This is a genomic window from Phyllobacterium sp. LjRoot231 (genome assembly GCF_964253365.1).
Classification (GTDB): domain Bacteria; phylum Pseudomonadota; class Alphaproteobacteria; order Rhizobiales; family Rhizobiaceae; genus Phyllobacterium.
Genome location: NZ_CAXUQT020000001.1, coordinates 560,375 through 576,161 on the forward strand (window position 1 = coordinate 560,375; position 15,787 = coordinate 576,161).

20 protein-coding genes are annotated in these 15,787 nt (G+C 58.1%); 16 read left to right on the forward strand and 4 right to left on the reverse strand.

Translation table 11 applies throughout. The features are described 5' to 3' along the window. Positions 1-19: 19 nt before the first annotated feature. Positions 20-1,087 carry a heat-inducible transcriptional repressor HrcA gene (gene hrcA, locus ACSQ3H_RS02645; protein WP_436115604.1) on the reverse strand — a complete coding sequence of 356 codons (1,068 nt, stop codon included), beginning with the start codon at positions 1,085-1,087 and terminating at the stop codon, positions 20-22. A 124-nt stretch (positions 1,088-1,211) separates the two neighbouring features. Here hrcA and rph point away from each other — a divergent pair, with 124 nt between their 5' ends. Genes rph through ACSQ3H_RS02680 form a run of 7 tightly spaced genes read left to right on the forward strand, consistent with a single transcriptional unit; the run spans position 1,212 to position 6,143 of the window. Beyond that, positions 1,212-1,928, forward strand: a complete 717-nt coding sequence (gene rph, locus ACSQ3H_RS02650; protein ID WP_224511452.1) for a ribonuclease PH — start codon at positions 1,212-1,214, stop codon at positions 1,926-1,928. A gap of 12 nt (positions 1,929-1,940) precedes the next feature. Next, on the forward strand, positions 1,941-2,348 hold the full coding sequence (locus ACSQ3H_RS02655; protein WP_436115605.1) for a VOC family protein: 408 nt from the start codon (positions 1,941-1,943) through the stop codon (positions 2,346-2,348). Continuing rightward, a complete protein-coding gene (locus ACSQ3H_RS02660; RefSeq protein ID WP_436115606.1) occupies positions 2,345-2,992 on the forward strand; it encodes a non-canonical purine NTP pyrophosphatase in 648 nt (215 codons plus the stop codon). The genes ACSQ3H_RS02655 and ACSQ3H_RS02660 overlap by 4 nt, the downstream gene beginning before the upstream one ends. Then, the gene (hemW, locus tag ACSQ3H_RS02665) at positions 2,989-4,164 is read left to right on the forward strand and encodes a radical SAM family heme chaperone HemW (protein ID WP_436115607.1); all 1,176 of its coding nucleotides are present in this window, start codon (positions 2,989-2,991) and stop codon (positions 4,162-4,164) included. The genes ACSQ3H_RS02660 and hemW overlap by 4 nt, the downstream gene beginning before the upstream one ends. A 9-nt stretch (positions 4,165-4,173) precedes the next feature. Further along, on the forward strand, positions 4,174-5,073 hold the full coding sequence (rsmI, locus tag ACSQ3H_RS02670; RefSeq protein WP_436115608.1) for a 16S rRNA (cytidine(1402)-2'-O)-methyltransferase: 900 nt from the start codon (positions 4,174-4,176) through the stop codon (positions 5,071-5,073). After that, complete coding sequence (locus ACSQ3H_RS02675) at positions 5,070-5,435, forward strand: YraN family protein (protein WP_436115609.1); 366 nt, start codon at positions 5,070-5,072, stop codon at positions 5,433-5,435. The genes rsmI and ACSQ3H_RS02675 overlap by 4 nt, the downstream gene beginning before the upstream one ends. Positions 5,436-5,447: 12 nt before the next feature. Next, complete coding sequence (locus tag ACSQ3H_RS02680) at positions 5,448-6,143, forward strand: methyltransferase family protein (protein WP_436115610.1); 696 nt, start codon at positions 5,448-5,450, stop codon at positions 6,141-6,143. 55 nt (positions 6,144-6,198) lie between these two features. Here ACSQ3H_RS02680 and ACSQ3H_RS02685 read toward each other — a convergent pair whose 3' ends face one another. Next, on the reverse strand, positions 6,199-6,594 hold the full coding sequence (locus tag ACSQ3H_RS02685) for a VOC family protein (RefSeq protein ID WP_436115611.1): 396 nt from the start codon (positions 6,592-6,594) through the stop codon (positions 6,199-6,201). Between the two features lie 351 nt (positions 6,595-6,945). Here ACSQ3H_RS02685 and cysG point away from each other — a divergent pair, with 351 nt between their 5' ends. Genes cysG through ACSQ3H_RS02720 form a run of 7 tightly spaced genes read left to right on the forward strand, consistent with a single transcriptional unit; the run spans position 6,946 to position 13,117 of the window. Further along, the gene (gene cysG / locus ACSQ3H_RS02690) at positions 6,946-8,397 is read left to right on the forward strand and encodes a siroheme synthase CysG (protein ID WP_436115612.1); all 1,452 of its coding nucleotides are present in this window, start codon (positions 6,946-6,948) and stop codon (positions 8,395-8,397) included. A gap of 19 nt (positions 8,398-8,416) precedes the next feature. Next, the gene (locus ACSQ3H_RS02695; protein WP_436115613.1) at positions 8,417-8,725 is read left to right on the forward strand and encodes a DUF2849 domain-containing protein; all 309 of its coding nucleotides are present in this window, start codon (positions 8,417-8,419) and stop codon (positions 8,723-8,725) included. Between the two features lie 22 nt (positions 8,726-8,747). Then, positions 8,748-10,418 (forward strand): nitrite/sulfite reductase, encoded by a 1,671-nt coding sequence (locus ACSQ3H_RS02700; protein ID WP_436115614.1) that lies wholly within the window; start codon positions 8,748-8,750, stop codon positions 10,416-10,418. Next, entirely contained in the window at positions 10,408-11,163 is a 756-nt protein-coding gene (locus tag ACSQ3H_RS02705) for a phosphoadenylyl-sulfate reductase (RefSeq protein WP_436115615.1), read from the forward strand. Before ACSQ3H_RS02700 ends, ACSQ3H_RS02705 begins: the two co-directional genes overlap by 11 nt. Beyond that, on the forward strand, positions 11,160-11,693 hold the full coding sequence (locus ACSQ3H_RS02710; protein WP_436115616.1) for a DUF934 domain-containing protein: 534 nt from the start codon (positions 11,160-11,162) through the stop codon (positions 11,691-11,693). The genes ACSQ3H_RS02705 and ACSQ3H_RS02710 overlap by 4 nt, the downstream gene beginning before the upstream one ends. A 40-nt stretch (positions 11,694-11,733) precedes the next feature. After that, positions 11,734-12,759, forward strand: a complete 1,026-nt coding sequence (locus ACSQ3H_RS02715) for an NAD(P)/FAD-dependent oxidoreductase (RefSeq protein WP_436115617.1) — start codon at positions 11,734-11,736, stop codon at positions 12,757-12,759. Between the two features lie 10 nt (positions 12,760-12,769). After that, the gene (locus ACSQ3H_RS02720) at positions 12,770-13,117 is read left to right on the forward strand and encodes a 2Fe-2S iron-sulfur cluster-binding protein (protein ID WP_436115618.1); all 348 of its coding nucleotides are present in this window, start codon (positions 12,770-12,772) and stop codon (positions 13,115-13,117) included. Here ACSQ3H_RS02720 and ACSQ3H_RS02725 read toward each other — a convergent pair. Both ACSQ3H_RS02725 and ACSQ3H_RS02730 read right to left on the reverse strand, forming a co-directional pair. Beyond that, positions 13,114-13,677 carry a L,D-transpeptidase gene (locus ACSQ3H_RS02725; protein WP_436115619.1) on the reverse strand — a complete coding sequence of 188 codons (564 nt, stop codon included), beginning with the start codon at positions 13,675-13,677 and terminating at the stop codon, positions 13,114-13,116. The two genes, ACSQ3H_RS02720 and ACSQ3H_RS02725, sit on opposite strands and share 4 nt — an antisense overlap. A gap of 147 nt (positions 13,678-13,824) precedes the next feature. After that, positions 13,825-14,763, reverse strand: coding sequence for a nucleoside hydrolase (locus ACSQ3H_RS02730; RefSeq protein ID WP_436115620.1), 939 nt, complete (start codon positions 14,761-14,763; stop codon positions 13,825-13,827). 135 nt (positions 14,764-14,898) lie between these two features. Between ACSQ3H_RS02730 and ACSQ3H_RS02735 the strand changes: the two genes are divergently transcribed. Then, positions 14,899-15,324: an Hsp20 family protein gene (locus ACSQ3H_RS02735; RefSeq protein ID WP_436115621.1), complete on the forward strand. Its 426-nt coding sequence runs from the start codon at positions 14,899-14,901 to the stop codon at positions 15,322-15,324. Between the two features lie 56 nt (positions 15,325-15,380). Beyond that, positions 15,381-15,638 (forward strand): DUF1150 family protein, encoded by a 258-nt coding sequence (locus tag ACSQ3H_RS02740; RefSeq protein WP_436115622.1) that lies wholly within the window; start codon positions 15,381-15,383, stop codon positions 15,636-15,638. The last annotated feature ends 149 nt before the right edge of the window (positions 15,639-15,787 follow it).

Below are 15,787 nucleotides of genomic sequence, written 5' to 3' on the forward strand. Positions count from 1 at the left end.
AAAAATCAAGTGCAAATGACTAACGCAGCAGACGCGATACAAGTTGTGCCGTGTAATCCACCATCGGCACGATGCGCGCATAATTGAGCCGGGTCGGACCGATGACGCCGAGCGCGCCGATGATCCGCTGTTCGGAATCACGGTAGGGAGCAATGACCAGCGATGAGCCGGAAAGCGAAAACAGCTTGTTCTCCGAGCCGATGAAAATGCGCACGCCCGGCCCGGCTTCCGCCAGATCAAGCAGCTGCAGCGTGCCCTCTTTGGTCTCGAGATCATCGAAGAGATGGCGCAAACGATCAAGATCCGCCTCCGCGCTCACCGATTCGAGCAGATTGCCACGCCCGCGTACGATCAGCCGCGCTGGCTGACCGCCACCATCGCCGCCCCAGATGGCAAGCCCCTGCTCGACCAGATGTTGCGACAGGGCGTCGAGCGCCTGCTGGGTTTCTTCCTTCAGCCGGGCGATTTCCTGCCGCGCCTCGGTGATGGTACGGCCTTGAATATGCGCGTTGAGGAAATTCGAGGCTTCGATCAATTGCGACGGCGTGACGCCGACCGGCAGATCGATGACGCGGTTCTCGACATCACCGCTCTGGGTGACCAGCACCGCGAGGGCTCTCGTCGGTTCGAGCCGGACGAACTCGATGTGCTTGAGCGCGCCCTCCGCCTTGGCCGCGAGCACGAGCCCTGCCCCGCGTGACATGCCGGAAAGGATCTGGCTCGCCTGCGTCAGCACGTTTTCAGCCGATTGCGTTTCGCCAGCCCTGACCTGCGCCTCGATGGAATTACGCTCGGACTTGGAAAGGTCACCGACTTCCATGAAGGCATCGACGAAGAAGCGGAGGCCGAGCTGTGTCGGCAGGCGGCCGGCGGAAATATGCGGCGCATAGACGAGGCCGAGATGTTCGAGATCGCTCATCACATTACGGATTGTTGCAGGCGATAGCGACACGGGCAGGATTCGCGACAGATTGCGCGAACCTACCGGCTCGCCATCGCCAAGATAGCTTTCGACAATCCGCCGGAAAATATCGCGCGATCGCTGGTCAAGCGATTGCAATGTTTCCGGAACCACAGTCTTGTTCATTCTGCCTCGTGCTTTTGTTTGCTACATCCCCGATATAAGCATTCTCTACGCAATCATCAAAGCCTTTGCTTCATCACCGCATCACAGTTAAAAGGCCCAGAACACATCAACAAGAGGTCTACCAATGCGTCACTCCAAGCGAGCCCCTGACGAAATGCGCGCCATTTCCTTTGAGCGCGGCGTTTCCAAACATGCCGAGGGCTCGTGCCTGGTCAAATTCGGCGATACCCATGTGCTGTGTACAGCCAGCCTTGAAGAAAAAGTGCCGGGCTGGATGCGCAATACCGGCAAGGGCTGGGTGACGGCGGAGTACGGCATGCTGCCACGCTCGACCGGCGACCGCATGCGCCGCGAAGCCTCTTCCGGCAAGCAGGGCGGACGCACACTGGAAATCCAGCGGCTGATCGCACGTTCGCTGCGTGCGGTTGTCGACCTGCAGGCGCTGGGCGAAGTCCAGATCACAGTCGATTGCGATGTCATCCAGGCGGACGGCGGAACGCGCACCGCAGCGATTACCGGCGGCTGGGTCGCCTTGCATGAATGCCTGCGCTGGATGGAAACGCGCCAGATGCTGAAGGTTGAGAAAGTCCTCAAGGATCATGTCGCCGCCATTTCCTGCGGCATTTCCAACGGCACGCCTGTGATCGATCTCGATTATCTCGAGGACTCCACCGCACAGACCGATGCCAATTTCGTCATGACCGGCAAGGGTGGTATCGTCGAAGTGCAGGGAACCGCCGAAGGCGAACCCTTCTCCGAAGAGGAACTGCTGTCGCTGATGGGCCTTGCCCGCAACGGCATCACCCGGTTGGTTTCCTTGCAGAAAATGGCCGTCAGCTAGAGATCAAGAACCATGCAGCCATCGGGTATTCTGGAAACAGCGCTTTATGTGTCCGATGTCGAGGCGGCTGCACGATTCTACGGCGATGTGCTCGGGCTTGAATGCATCCTGCGCGCGGGCGACGAATCCGTGTTCTTCCGCTGCGGTGCCGGCGTGCTGATCCTGTTTGACGCGGAAAAGTTGAAAGAACGCCCGAAAGGTGGTTTGCCGATACCCTCGCATGGTGCCACCGGTCCGGGTCATGTGTGTTTTCGCGCAACCCGGGATGAAATCGCCGGATGGAAATCCCATCTTGAGGCGCATGGCATTGCCATCGAAAGCGAATTTGACTGGCCGAATGGCGCGCATTCGCTGTATTTCCGCGATCCATCAGGAAACTCGATTGAATTTGCGGAGCCGCAATTATGGAATCTGAAATGAGAACACTCGAAAAAGGCAAGCTGCTCGTCGCCAGTCACAACCAGGGCAAGATCAAGGAAATGATCGACCTGCTTGGGCCATTCGGCTTTGAGGTGGTATCGGCCGGCGATCTGGGCCTGCCCGAACCGGACGAAACGGGCGCGACCTTCGAGGAAAATGCGTATATCAAGGCGTTTGCCGCAGCCAAGGCGACCGGTCTTGTGGCACTTTCCGATGATTCCGGCCTTTGCGTCGACGCGCTGGGCGGCAAACCGGGTGTCTACACGGCCAACTGGGCGGAACTGCCCGATGGCAAGCGCGACTTTGCCCATGGCATGCAAAAGGTCGAGACCGCGCTACAGGAAAAGGGCGCGAGCGCTCCGCATGATCGCAGCGGCCGTTTCGTTTCGGTCATTTGCCTTGCATGGCCGGATGGCGAAGCCAATTATTATCGTGGCGAGGTGGAAGGCGAACTTGTGTGGCCGCCGCGCGGCACCGCCGGTTTCGGCTTCGATCCGGTTTTCAAGCCGCTAGGTTACGACGCGACCTTTGGCGAAATGACAGCAGAACAAAAGCATGGCTGGAAGCCTGGCAATGCTACGGCGCTGTCGCATCGCGCCCGCGCCTTCCAACATTTTGCCAAAGATTGTCTGGACGCCGGATGAATCACCCCGACCATGGCCTGGACAAAGCCGAGTCCGGTTTCGGTGTCTATGTCCATTGGCCGTTCTGCATGGCCAAATGCCCCTATTGCGACTTCAATTCCCACGTCCGGCATCAAGCTGTGGACCAGCCGCGCTTTGCCGCTGCTTTTGCGCGCGAAATGGCAACGATGCGCGAACGCACCGGCGCGCGGACTGTATCAAGCATCTTTCTTGGCGGCGGCACGCCATCGCTGATGCAGCCGGAAACGGTGGCGTCTGTTCTCAATGAAATTGCCCGCAACTGGCAGGTGCCGGATAACATCGAGATCACGCTGGAAGCCAACCCGACCAGCGTCGAAGCGGATCGGTTCCGTGGCTACCGTGCTGCCGGTGTGAACCGCGTTTCGCTTGGCGTGCAGGCACTTAACGATTCCGATCTGCGCCGGCTTGGCCGCATGCATAATGTCGATGAAGCGCTGTCCGCGATAAAACTGGCGCGTGAGATCTTTCCGCGGCTCTCCTTCGACCTGATCTACGCGCGCCCCGACCAGACGATTGCGGCATGGCGCGACGAACTTGCCAAAGCCATCTCCTATGCCGCCGATCATCTGTCGCTGTACCAGCTGACGATCGAGGAAGGCACGCCTTTCTACAATCTCTGGAAAGCCGGCAAGCTGGTGACGCCCGATGGCGATCATGCGGCGGCGCTTTATCAGGAGACGCAAGAGGTTACGGCACAGCATGGCTTGCCTGCCTATGAGATTTCCAATCACGCCGCGCCGGGCGCGGAGTCGCAGCATAACCTCGTCTATTGGCGCTACGGCGAATATGTCGGCGTCGGCCCGGGAGCGCATGGCCGCTTCATCGAAAACGGCACGCGCGCCGTGACGATCACCGAGCGTCATCCAGAAACCTGGGTGGAAAGGGTCGAGACTGCTGGTCACGGCGTGGTTGAGGAAGAGTTCCTGACCGGCGAGCAGGAAGGCGATGAATTCCTGCTTATGGGTTTGCGGTTGGTTGAAGGTATCGATCTGGCACGTTACGAACGGCTGACCGGACACAGCGTCAAGGAGAGCCGTGTCGTTTCCTTGGCCGAACAGGGCCTTATCGAATATATCGGCAATAGCCGTATTCGCACAACGCCAGAGGGCGCAATTGTGCTCAACGCGGTCATCGCCGATCTCGCAGCATGAGGGATTACGATGTCTGACGGCGATGTTAGGGAGCGGAACTACCAGATTGGCAGCGCTTCATATCGCGCCCGTCCGCTGGAGCCTGCGCTTTATATCGTGGCGACACCGATCGGCAATCTCGGCGACATGACCATCCGCGGCATCGAGACGCTTGCAGCGGTGGATATTATCGCCTGCGAGGATACACGGGTCAGCCGCGTCTTGCTCGAGCGCTACGGCATCTCGCGGCGTCCCTATGCCTATCACGAGCACAATGCCGATATGGCCGGTCCAAAGCTGATTGAAGCGCTGCTGGCGGGCAAAAGCGTTGCGCTGATCTCAGATGCGGGTACGCCGCTGGTCTCCGATCCAGGCGGACGTCTGGTTCCGGAAGCCAAGGCTGCAGGCATAAGGGTCGTGCCGATCCCCGGCGCATCGTCGGTTCTGGCCGCGCTTACGGCGTCGGGCCTGTTCAAGGATGCATTTTACTTTGCCGGCTTTCTATCATCGAAACAGGGTCAGCGACGCGCGAAACTCGAATCGCTAAAGTCTCTGGACGCCGCGCTCGTTTTCTTTGAATCCCCCAATCGTGCGGCAACAACGCTGGCAGATATGGTCGAAGTGTTCGGACCCGAACGGCAGGCTTCGCTCTGCCGCGAACTGACCAAGACCTATGAGACCGTGACTACGCTTCCGCTCAAAAAACTGGCGGAGGAATTTGACGGCGAAGATCGGATCCGGGGCGAAGTGGTGCTGGTGATCAGCCCTCCGCAGGAAGACGAGCACGTGCCACGCAGCGATGACGATATCGATGCGCTGTTGCGCGCACTTAGCCTTGAAATGTCTCCTTCCAGGGCCGCTGGCGAAGCCTCGCGTATGACCGGACGGCCCAAGGGCGAGCTTTATCAGCGGCTACTGGCCATGAAATGACTGAACCCGGCAAGCGCCATAAGGCCTACCGTCGCGGCCATTCCGCCGAACGTCTTGCTGCCCTGGCACTGATGCTGAAAGGCTATCGCATTGTTGGCCGACGCTACCGCACAAAACTTGGCGAGATCGACCTGATCGCAAGGCGTAGAGATGTCGTGCTTATCGTCGAGGTCAAGGCGCGGGCAACACTCGAGCAGGCGATGGATTCGGTCAATGTCCTGACCATGCGCCGTATCGAGGCGGCGGCCGATCTATGGCTCGCGCGCCAGCCCGACCATTCCCGCCTCTCCCTTCGTTTCGATCTTGTTGCTATCCTGCCGTGGCGCTGGCCTGTGCATGTGCCGGCGGTATTTACAGCCTGAGGAGGACCAACTGTGAGTGCGCAAGAAATCGACATCGAAAAATTACGGAAAACAGCGATCGAGGGAAATGCGAAAACGCTGCTGATACTTGGTCTGCTGATTCACGTTCCTGCGTGGACGCTGTATTTTTGGCAGGGCTGGCTCTATCTGGTGATCTTCGGGATCTGCGCGCTCGTGATGACCCTCTACTTCCTCAAATATGATCCCGCACTTATTGCAAGTCGGCTCAAGGCCGGACCAGCTGCCGAACGCGAGAAGTCGCAGAAGTGGATTCAGGCGATCGCCGGTGTGGTGGTCTGTTTGATGTTCGTCGTGCCGGGAATAGAGCGGCATTTCACCGGACTGCCCTTACCACTGTGGCTCGTCATATTGGCCGATATCCTTGCTCTCGTCGGCTTCTGGATGTTTCTGGCCTTCCGCGAAAACGGCCACGCGTCGAGTATCATCGAGGTCAAATCCGGCCAGAACGTTATTTCCACCGGCCCTTACGCCTGGGTCCGGCATCCGATGTATTCGGGCGCTGTCGTGCTCTTTCTCGCAACGCCTTTGGCGCTTGGCTCGCTGTGGGCGGTGCCGGCTGCAATCGCCCTGTGCATCGTCATTGGCATACGCCTGCTTGATGAGGAGCGTTATTTGAAAACGAATCTTCCCGGATACGATGCCTATTGCCAGAAGGTGAAGTCGCACCTCATTCCCGGTATCTGGTAAAATGGAATCGGCCGCCCTCGCAGTTGCATGAGGACGACCAATTGATTCCAAAATTTTACTGTGCGGGCTGGTCCATGTGCACGACTTCCCAGACATGGCCATCAATGTCTTGGAAGCTGCAGCCATACATGAAACCGAGGTCCTGAATTGGCTTCCACGCCTTGCCGCCGGCAGCAAGAGCCTTGGCCAGAATGTCGTCCACTTCCTCGCGGCTTCCGGCGGAAAGTGCGATCAGCACTTCCTGTGCCTTGGTGGCGTCGCTGATATCGTTATTGATGAAATCCCGGAAGCGATCCTCCTCCATCAGCATCGCGAAGATGTTCTCCTCAATGATCATGCAAGCGGTCTTGTCGTCGGAAAGATCCGGATTGAAACTGAACCCTAGAGCGGCAAAGAAGGCCCTCGTAGCCTCTATCTTCTTGACTGGCAGATTCACAAAAATCATGCGCATGAAATAATCTCCTCTTCATTTAACGGGTTTCCTATAGAGGACGAGCGAGGGTTCCGCGATCCGACATTAGTAACACGAAAAAATAACTTGCATTTGTTCGTTAACACGATAAACCTAGTCGTGTATTGGACTGGCTTGTTCGGCCAGACGCGGATGATCGAGCATGTCTTGCTTTGCCTTCAAGAGGCGATGGCAGGGCGTGCGTCTCATTGTACACGTAGAATGCAAATCCGCTTGTTCCGGCATTTTAAGAAATTCCATGCTCACCCGCGACAATCGGCGCACTTCTGTTCCTTATAAAACTGGGACGGATCATGGATAATCCCCGGAACCATCGGGATACCCTTGACTATGTCCATCCGTTCGAGCCAGCTTTCTGTCTTTCCAGCCTTCTTCCGCGTGCGGAATGAAGTGCTTGTGGTCGTTGGCAATGGCGAGGAAGCCCTCAACAAGGCCCGGCTTCTGGCGCAGACCAATGCAACCATTCGCGTCATCGCCGCAGAACCCGAACCGGAACTCGCGGCGTTCCTTCGTGATGGCGACTACGAACACATCGCAGAAAAATTTACTCCCAAGCACCTGACCGGCGCAAAACTGGTCTTCGTCGCCACGGGCGACGAAGACCAGGACCATGCAATCGCGGAGGAAGCGCGCCACCAGCACATTCCAGTCAACGTCGTCGATCGACCCGACCTTTGCGATTTCTTCACGCCCGCGATCGTCAATCGCGCGCCGCTCGCCATTGCCATTGGCTCCGAAGGCACTGGCCCTGTGTTGACACAGATGATCCGCGCCCGGATCGATGCTGCCTTTTCACCGCGGCTGGGCGATCTGGCGCGTCTCGCCAACGCCTATCGTCCGGTCGTCGAGAAGCTGGTTAAAAAAGGTCTGCCGCGCCGCCTGTTCTGGCGCTCGTTCTTTTCCGGCGATGTCGCCAGCAAAATCTACAACAATGATCTGACTGGCGCGCACCAGGCTGCTGCCGGTCTCCTCGATGATCAGAAGGCACCAAAGGGCTATGTCTGGCTGGTTGGTGCTGGTCCCGGTGCGGAAGACCTTTTGACATTGCGCGCGCACCGCGTCCTCATGGAAGCCGACGTCATCGTCTATGATGCGCTGGTACCGGAAGCCGTGGTCGCCATGGGCCGCCGCGATGCGACCCGGCTTTCCGTCGGCAAGCGCAAGGGTTGCCACACCAAGAGCCAGAGCGAGATCAATGCTTTGCTCGTTTCGCTCGGCCATGAGGGCAAGCGCGTCGTTCGCCTGAAGTCGGGTGATCCACTGGTCTATGGCCGCGCCGGTGAAGAAATGGCCGCCCTGCGCGATGCTGGTATTGCCTTCGAGATCGTGCCCGGCATCACCTCCGCTTTTGCCGCTGCCGCGGATATGCAACTGCCTCTGACCCTGCGCGGTGTCGCATCCTCCCTGGTGTTCACCACGGGTCATGACATGGCAGGCGAAGTGTTGCCTGACTGGGCGCGCCTCGCCATCTCCGGCGCAACGATCGCCGTCTATATGGGCCGCAGCGTTGCCGCTTCCGTCGCCGAGCGGCTGATGCAGGCGGGGCTTCATGCCGATACCGGCGTTGCCGTCATTGAAAATGCCGGACGTGCCGAACGGCGCATGTTTCATGGCACGCTCAACGATTTGCCGGCACTGGAGCAGCGCGACGATCTTGACGGTCCGGTCATGGTTATCATTGGCGACGCGGTTGCAGGTGCTGCCATCGACAAGGCCGAGCCGCTTTCCGCCAATGCAAAGAATTCCGTGGGGCAGCACCACCTTGAACCCAATGTTGCGTAACTGCGAAGGGATGATGATCATGAGCGTTAAAGTGTTGACTGCAAACCGCCTGACCGATGGCGAGGTCGTATGGCTCGGCGCCAATGGCGAGTGGCTGGAACACATCGATGGGGCGCTGATCGCGCGTCATGCGGAAGCTGTCAGCGCACTTGAGGAAGCCGGCAAATACGCCATCAAGTCCAATCTCGTCATCGATGTGAACGTAATTGACGTTGAAGAGCGCGGCACAAATCTTTATCCGGTTCGCTTGCGCGAGCGCATCCGTCAGCTTGGCCCCACCATTCGTCTTGATCTCGGCAAACAGGCTGAAAAGCCTAAAGCCGCCTGACTGAAAATCGAAAGACCGCAGAATGTATCGTTACGATGAGTTTGATCACGCGTTCGTCTCCGCTCGTGTTGAACAGTTCAAGGATCAGGTCGAGCGCCGTCTTGCCGGCGAACTGACGGAAGACCAGTTCCGTCCGTTGCGGCTGATGAACGGCGTCTATCTGCAATTGCATGCCTATATGCTGCGTGTGGCCATTCCCTACGGTACCCTGTCCAGCCGGCAGATGCACAAACTTGCCCATATCGCCCGCCGCTATGACCGTGGCTATGGCCACTTCACCACGCGCCAGAACATCCAGTACAATTGGCCTGCGCTCAAGGATATGCCTGCGGTTCTCGATGAGCTTGCATCGGTGGAGATGCATGCGCTGCAAACCTCGGGCAATTGCATTCGCAACGTGACCGCAGATCATTTCGCCGGCGCTGCTGCCGACGAGGTTGCCGATCCGCGCCCCTATGCGGAAATCCTGCGCCAGTGGTCGTCGATGCATCCGGAATTCTCTTATCTGCCGCGCAAGTTCAAGATTGCCGTGACCGGCGCTGACCGCGATCGCGCAGCTATCCAGGTTCACGATATCGGCCTGCACCTGAAGAAAAACGAAGCGGGTGAACTCGGCTTTGGCGTCTATGTCGGCGGTGGCCAGGGGCGCACGCCGATGGTTGCCAAGAAAATCCGCGATTTCCTGCCCGTCGAAGATCTGCTGACCTACACGACCGCGATCGTCCGCGTTTACAATCTCAATGGACGCCGCGACAATAAATACAAGGCGCGCATCAAGATCCTTGTGCATGAGACCGGTACGGAAGAAATCACGCGCCAGATCGAGACCGAATGGCAGGCGATCAAGGAAACCGATCTCAAGCTGCCGCAGAAGGACGTCGATGCCATCGATAACTACTTCGCGCCGCCGCACCTGGTTCAGCGCCCGGAGGGCTGGTCCGAGCTTGCAGCCGCGCGCAAGGCGGATCATGCATTCTCCGCCTGGGTCGACCAGAACGTAACACCTCACAAGAATCCCGATTACGGCGTCGTGACCATTTCGCTGAAGCCGATCGGCGGCATTCCGGGCGATGCCACGGACGCGCAGATGGATCTGGTCGCCGATATTGCCGAGAAATTCTCCTACGACGAGATCCGCGTCAGTCACGAGCAGAATCTTGTGCTGCCGCATGTGGCGATCGCCGATCTGCGTATCGTCTATGATCTGCTTTTGACCGATGGTCTCGCGACGGCCAATGCCGGACTGATCACCGATATCATCTCATGCCCCGGTCTCGACTATTGCGCTCTTGCAACGGCGCGTTCGATTCCCGTCGCGCAGCGCATTTCGGAACGCTTCGGCAATCCGGAGCGTCAGGCGGACATCGGCGAACTCAAGCTGAAGATTTCCGGCTGCATCAACGCCTGCGGCCATCACCATGTCGGCCATATCGGCATTCTTGGTGTCGAAAAGAAGGGTGAGGAACTCTACCAGATTTCGCTCGGCGGTTCGGGCGACGAGATTTGCACGATCGGTGACATTACCGGTCGCGGTTTCTCTTCGGAAGAAGTCGTCGATGCGATCGAGACGATCGTCGATCGTTATCTCGAAATCCGGACCGACAAGGAAGAGACCTTCCTTGCCACCTACCGGCGTGTGGGCGCAGCACCGTTCAAGGATGCGCTCTATAGCGAGGCTGCAAATGCTGCTTGAAGTCAATGATCAGACCGTAGCGGATGAGGCGCGTGCGCTCGAAGCCCGTTACGGCAATCTCGAACCAACGGATATCATCGAGCTTGCCATCGATCACCTGTTCAACGAGGAGATCGCTGTGGTCTCGTCGTTCGGTGCGGAATCGTCTGTATTACTGCATATGATCGCGCAGATCGACCGCGCGACGCCGGTGCTGTTCCTCGAAACCGGAAAACACTTTCCGGCGACGTTGCGCTATCGCGATCAGCTCGTCGCCGATTTCGGCATGACGGAAGTGCATGATATCCATCCGCTGAAGCAGAGCCTCAAGGATGAGGACCCGTTCGGCGCACTGTCGATGACCAACAAGGACCGCTGCTGCTATATTCGCAAGGTTGAGCCGATGGCTCGCGCCGTTGCCCCATACCGCGCATGGATGACCGGCCGCAAGCAGTTCCAGGCGTCAACCCGCGCCGCCCTGCCAGTTTTCGAATCGGTTGGGCCCCGCATTCGCATCAATCCGCTGGCGCACTGGACCTCGGCCGACCTCAAGGCCTATATGACCGCGCATGAATTGCCGCCGCACCCGCTGGTTGCCGAAGGCTACCGGTCGATCGGCTGCATGCCGTGCACTTCGCCGGTCAAGGATGGCGAAGACGATCGCGCCGGCCGCTGGGCAGGTACGGACAAGACCGAGTGCGGCATTCACCTGACCGGACTCACCGACGAACTGAGCAACATCTCGCTGACGGATTCGAATTTATGAGTGACATTGAAAAATCTGCGGGCGAACTCTGGGGCCGCGAAGGGTTCCGCGAGGACCCGTATATCACAGCCGAAACGCTGGAAGAGGCCGGCGATGCACCAGCCATCATCCTGCCCTTGGCCGTATGGCTCGGACTGGAAGACGGTGTGCGCAACGCCACCAATCGCAAGATCGGCGTTTTAGTGGCACCCGGCGAAAGCATTGAACCGCTGTTGCCGTTGCTGGATTCGATCCCTGTGATTGCGCTGCAATTTCCGGCCTTCAACGACGGCCGCTCCTATTCGAAGGGTGAGCTGATCAAGAACCAGCATCATTTCAAGGGCGAGTTGCGCGCCGTGGGGGATGTTTTGATCGATCAGGTCGCCTATATGCTGCGCACCGGCTTCGATACGATGAAAGTCAGTCATGCGGTGACGCTAACCCGGCTCGCCGATCATAATCTCCACGATGCACCCGGCTATTACCAGCCGGGCAGAGGCTCCCACACGGTTCCCGGAGCTTATAGCTGGCGCCGCGTTCCCGGCGCCTGATACCCCGCAAAATTTGATTTCGTTACTGGAAAGCACACGTATGTCCGAATTGATTGAAACAGATGTGGTTATTGTTGGCGCCGGCCCTGTCGGCCTCTTTGCCGTCTTCGAACTTGGCCTGCTCGACCTGCGCGCCCATGTGATCGATATTCTCGATCGTCCGGGCGGCCAGTGCGCCGAACTCTATCCGGAAAAGCCGATCTACGACATTCCGGGCTTGCCCGAGGTAACTGGTCAGGACCTCACAAGCAATCTCTTGAAGCAGATCGCGCCGTTCGATCCGCAGTTCCATTTCTCCACCATGGTCACCGCACTCGAGAAGCTCGAGGACGGCCGTTTCCGCGTCGAGACCGATGCGGACGAAACCTTCATCACCAAGGTCATCGTCATCGCTGCTGGTGGCGGTTCGTTCCAGCCAAAGCGTCCGCCCGTGCCGGAAATCGAGCTCTATGAGGGCACCAGCGTTCATTATGCCGTACGCAAGATCGAGGCTTTCCGTGGTCACGACGTGGTCATCGTGGGCGGTGGTGACAGCGCACTCGACTGGACGCTCAATCTGGAACCGGTAGCAAAGTCGGTGACGCTGGTGCATCGCCGTCCGGAATTCCGGGCTGCGCCCGATAGCGTCAACAAGATGTGGGCGCTGGAAAAGGATGGCCGTGTCAAGTTCCGCATGGGGCAGGTCAGCGGTCTGGAAGGTGCGGATGGCCAACTGTCGAAAGTTATCCTCAAGGGCGCCGAAGGCGAGGAAATCCTTGAGGCCGGTCGCCTGCTGCCATTTTTCGGCCTGACGATGAAGCTCGGTCCGATCGCCGATTGGGGTCTCAATCTCGACCAGAACCTGATCGCCGTCGATACCGAGAAATTCGAAACCTCCGAGCCTGGAATTTTCGCCATTGGCGATATCAACACCTATCCGGGCAAGCTGAAGCTCATCCTTTCGGGCTTTCACGAGGCGGCGTTGATGAGCCAGGCGGCAAAACGCATCGTTTCGCCAGGCGAACGGATCATCTTCCAGTACACAACGTCCTCCACCTCCCTGCAGAAGAAACTGAAGGCGGCATAGGTACAACCTGATGAGCTCAGAATCCCTCTACATCCACGTCACCGATCAGCACGGCAAGCGCCATACGCTGGAAGCCCTTGAAGGCTTCCGCGTCATGGAGGTCATTCGCGATTGGGGTCTCGACATCAAGGCGGAATGCGGCGGCGCCTGCGCTTGCGGCACCTGCCACGTCTATGTCGATCAGGATTGGTCGGAAAAGCTCTTCGCACCGCAGGACGAGGAAGTCGACCAGCTCGACGTGACCTTTCACGTCGAGGACAATTCACGTCTTTCCTGTCAGCTGATCATGACCGAAGAATTGAACGGTCTCGAAATCACGCTGGCGCCGGATACCCAGCGGGACAGCGTGGCGGCCTAGATCACGACGACTCGTGCACCAACCGGCACCCGAGCATAAAGATCCATCACGTGTTCGTTGACCATGCGGATGCAGCCATTCGATACGGCGCGTCCAATCGTCCACGGTTCCGTCGTCCCATGGATGCGATAATGTGTGTCGCGTCCATTGCGATAGAGATAGAGGGCGCGAGCACCTAATGGATTGTGGGGGCCGCCTGCGACACCACCGGCGTAGCGCGCATATTTTTCCGGCTGGCGCCTGATCATACCGTTCGTCGGGATCCAGCGTGGCCATTCCTCCTTGCGGCCGACTTTCGCCACGCCGTGGAAGACACGACCAGCCCGCCCGACCCCCACGCCATAACGCCGTGCAGTGAACCCGTCTTCGACCAGATAAAGGAACCGTCCGCGTGGATCGATCACTACCGTGCCCGGCGCATATGACGAGTCGAACGAAACATATTGCGGCCTGAATTCCGGATTGACGACGAAGATTTTCTTTTTTGGCGCAGCCAGCGCGGCCTGCGGCGCCAGCACCGCCGCAAGAACACCTGTCAGAACACCACGCCGTGTCAGCATATCAACCCCCAAGTTTTCTGCTGTCCATCCATTGGACACTACTCTATTCGGGGTGATTTTGTCCGAGAATTACTGATTGATGGTTTACGCGGCTTCAACTTTCCGTGAATAAACAAGTAGATAGGTCCAGTAAACGACGGGACCTGATCAGGGCAGACGTGCGACTCGTTCGGTCAGGAGATCAAAGAAACCTTCATCGTCGACATAGCGGATATAGAGCGCGTTCTTGTGGCGATCGGTCACTCCCCACCAATCGACCACGGTCATGCCGAGCGTCAGCTCATTCGCCGCATCGACCATGACGTTGCATTGCCTGCCACGATAAAGCTCCGGCTTCAGCAGATAGGCAATGACATTCGGATCGTGCAGCGGGCCGCCATCGCTGCCGTATTTTTCCTCGTCGAACCGTTCGAAGAATTCCAGAAGAGCAACGGAAGCATCGCCCGCCTTTGTTCCCATGGCGCGGAAACGCCCGATACGCTTGGCGGTCGTCAGTGCCTTGTGGGTTACATCGAGCGGCAGGATAACCACGGGAACGCCAGACTGCAGCACGATCTGCGCCGCATGCGGATCGACATAGATATTGAATTCTGCCGTCGGGGTAACATTGCCGCCCTCGAAGAACCCGCCGCCCATGAGCACGATTTCCTGAATGCGAGGCGCAAGCTCGGGGGCGCGAATCAGTACCTGTGCAATGTTGGTGAGGGGCCCAAGCGCGCAGAGCGTAACACTTCCTGCTTCCTCTGTGCGTAGTGTCTCGATGATGAAATCAACCGCGTGCTGATCCTGCAGCTTCATTACCGGTTCCGGCAGATCCGGGCCGTCGAGGCCGGTCTTTCCATGCACGTGTTCAGCAGTGACCAGCGGACGCATCAAAGGGCGATCGGCGCCGGCGAAGACTCGCGCATCGGGACGGCCAGCAAGCTCGCAGATTTTCCTCGCATTCAATTGGGTCAGAGCCAGCGGCACATTGCCGGCTACCGCAGTGATTCCAAGGACTTCCAATTCCGGGCTGGCGAATGCCAGGAGGATTGCGAGAGCATCGTCTTGGCCCGGATCGGTGTCGATTATGATTTTACGCGTCATCTCTTACTTTCTATCACCGGAAATCCGGCACTCTCTTGAAGTCTGCAGTTCAATCGACCATATCAAAGGACAGAAGTGAAATGCCTTAAGATCACGGGTTTTGCTTTTAGGTCGCTTTTCTCGAGGACTGCACAAATGACACGAATGACACCGTTTTCAAGCCCCTTGCTGCTTGGTTTCGATTCGATGGAAAAAACGCTGGAGCGTATCGCCAAATCCGGCGATGGCTATCCGCCTTATAATATCGAGCGTATCCGCGGCAACAGCAATGATCGTGAACAGCTTCGAATTATTCTCGCCGTTGCGGGTTTCTCCAATGACGATCTCGAAGTGACCACGGAAGACAACCAGTTAATCATTCGTGGCAGGCAGGCCGAAGAAGAGACCCGCGAATATCTGCATCGTGGCATTGCCGCACGCCAGTTTCAGCGCATTTTCGTTCTTGCCGATGGAATGCGCGTCAGCACCGCCACTTTGAAGAATGGGCTTCTGTCGATCGATCTCGACCGGCCGGAACCCGAACGATTGGTCAAACGCATCAACATTGCAGTTCAGGACTAGTCGTAGCTCTAACTGGACAGGGCCTAAGGATGGACTGTCCGAACATGGAGGCTATTATGCAAACCACCGATCACAAGAATCTCCTGACCGAACTCGAATTCGCGCGTCTTGGCGCCGGACAGGTAGCCTATATGCGCAAGGTCAAAACCGATGATCTCGCCACGAGTTTTCCGGCCCTCCCGCCGATGACCCCGGGCGTTGAACTTTGGGCGCTCTTTGCCGCCAATGGCGATCCGATCGTGCTTTCCGATGAACGCGACAATGTGCTTGTCGGCGCGCAGGAACACGAATTGCGCACCGTGATGTTGCAGTAATCAATCCAAGCGCGTGGTTCGGCAGGCTTGTCGAGCTACGCGTTCTGCGTTTATAATTTCGGCGCGGCAACGCGCCGCGAGATTGGAGCTCCAATCCCCTTTGCGCCGGCAACAAAAGGCATTAAACAGCATCAGTTGCCCGCTTGGAT

What these genes read in the sequence shown, in the direction of transcription:
- cysG (WP_436115612.1), top strand. Translation starts at nt 6,946, where the DNA reads ATGTCCATCCGTTCGAGCCAGCTTTCTGTCTTTCCAGCCTTCTTCCGC.
- rsmI (WP_436115608.1), top strand. Translation starts at nt 4,174, where the DNA reads ATGTCTGACGGCGATGTTAGGGAGCGGAACTACCAGATTGGCAGCGCT.
- rph (WP_224511452.1), top strand. Translation starts at nt 1,212, where the DNA reads ATGCGTCACTCCAAGCGAGCCCCTGACGAAATGCGCGCCATTTCCTTT.
- ACSQ3H_RS02700 (WP_436115614.1), top strand. Translation starts at nt 8,748, where the DNA reads ATGTATCGTTACGATGAGTTTGATCACGCGTTCGTCTCCGCTCGTGTT.
- ACSQ3H_RS02655 (WP_436115605.1), top strand. Translation starts at nt 1,941, where the DNA reads ATGCAGCCATCGGGTATTCTGGAAACAGCGCTTTATGTGTCCGATGTC.
- hrcA (WP_436115604.1), bottom strand. Translation starts at nt 1,087, where the DNA reads ATGAACAAGACTGTGGTTCCGGAAACATTGCAATCGCTTGACCAGCGA.
- ACSQ3H_RS02710 (WP_436115616.1), top strand. Translation starts at nt 11,160, where the DNA reads ATGAGTGACATTGAAAAATCTGCGGGCGAACTCTGGGGCCGCGAAGGG.
- ACSQ3H_RS02705 (WP_436115615.1), top strand. Translation starts at nt 10,408, where the DNA reads ATGCTGCTTGAAGTCAATGATCAGACCGTAGCGGATGAGGCGCGTGCG.
- ACSQ3H_RS02685 (WP_436115611.1), bottom strand. Translation starts at nt 6,594, where the DNA reads ATGCGCATGATTTTTGTGAATCTGCCAGTCAAGAAGATAGAGGCTACG.
- ACSQ3H_RS02720 (WP_436115618.1), top strand. Translation starts at nt 12,770, where the DNA reads ATGAGCTCAGAATCCCTCTACATCCACGTCACCGATCAGCACGGCAAG.
- ACSQ3H_RS02740 (WP_436115622.1), top strand. Translation starts at nt 15,381, where the DNA reads ATGCAAACCACCGATCACAAGAATCTCCTGACCGAACTCGAATTCGCG.
- ACSQ3H_RS02695 (WP_436115613.1), top strand. Translation starts at nt 8,417, where the DNA reads ATGAGCGTTAAAGTGTTGACTGCAAACCGCCTGACCGATGGCGAGGTC.
- ACSQ3H_RS02730 (WP_436115620.1), bottom strand. Translation starts at nt 14,763, where the DNA reads ATGACGCGTAAAATCATAATCGACACCGATCCGGGCCAAGACGATGCT.
- ACSQ3H_RS02715 (WP_436115617.1), top strand. Translation starts at nt 11,734, where the DNA reads ATGTCCGAATTGATTGAAACAGATGTGGTTATTGTTGGCGCCGGCCCT.
- ACSQ3H_RS02725 (WP_436115619.1), bottom strand. Translation starts at nt 13,677, where the DNA reads ATGCTGACACGGCGTGGTGTTCTGACAGGTGTTCTTGCGGCGGTGCTG.
- ACSQ3H_RS02675 (WP_436115609.1), top strand. Translation starts at nt 5,070, where the DNA reads ATGACTGAACCCGGCAAGCGCCATAAGGCCTACCGTCGCGGCCATTCC.
- ACSQ3H_RS02660 (WP_436115606.1), top strand. Translation starts at nt 2,345, where the DNA reads ATGAGAACACTCGAAAAAGGCAAGCTGCTCGTCGCCAGTCACAACCAG.
- hemW (WP_436115607.1), top strand. Translation starts at nt 2,989, where the DNA reads ATGAATCACCCCGACCATGGCCTGGACAAAGCCGAGTCCGGTTTCGGT.
- ACSQ3H_RS02735 (WP_436115621.1), top strand. Translation starts at nt 14,899, where the DNA reads ATGACACGAATGACACCGTTTTCAAGCCCCTTGCTGCTTGGTTTCGAT.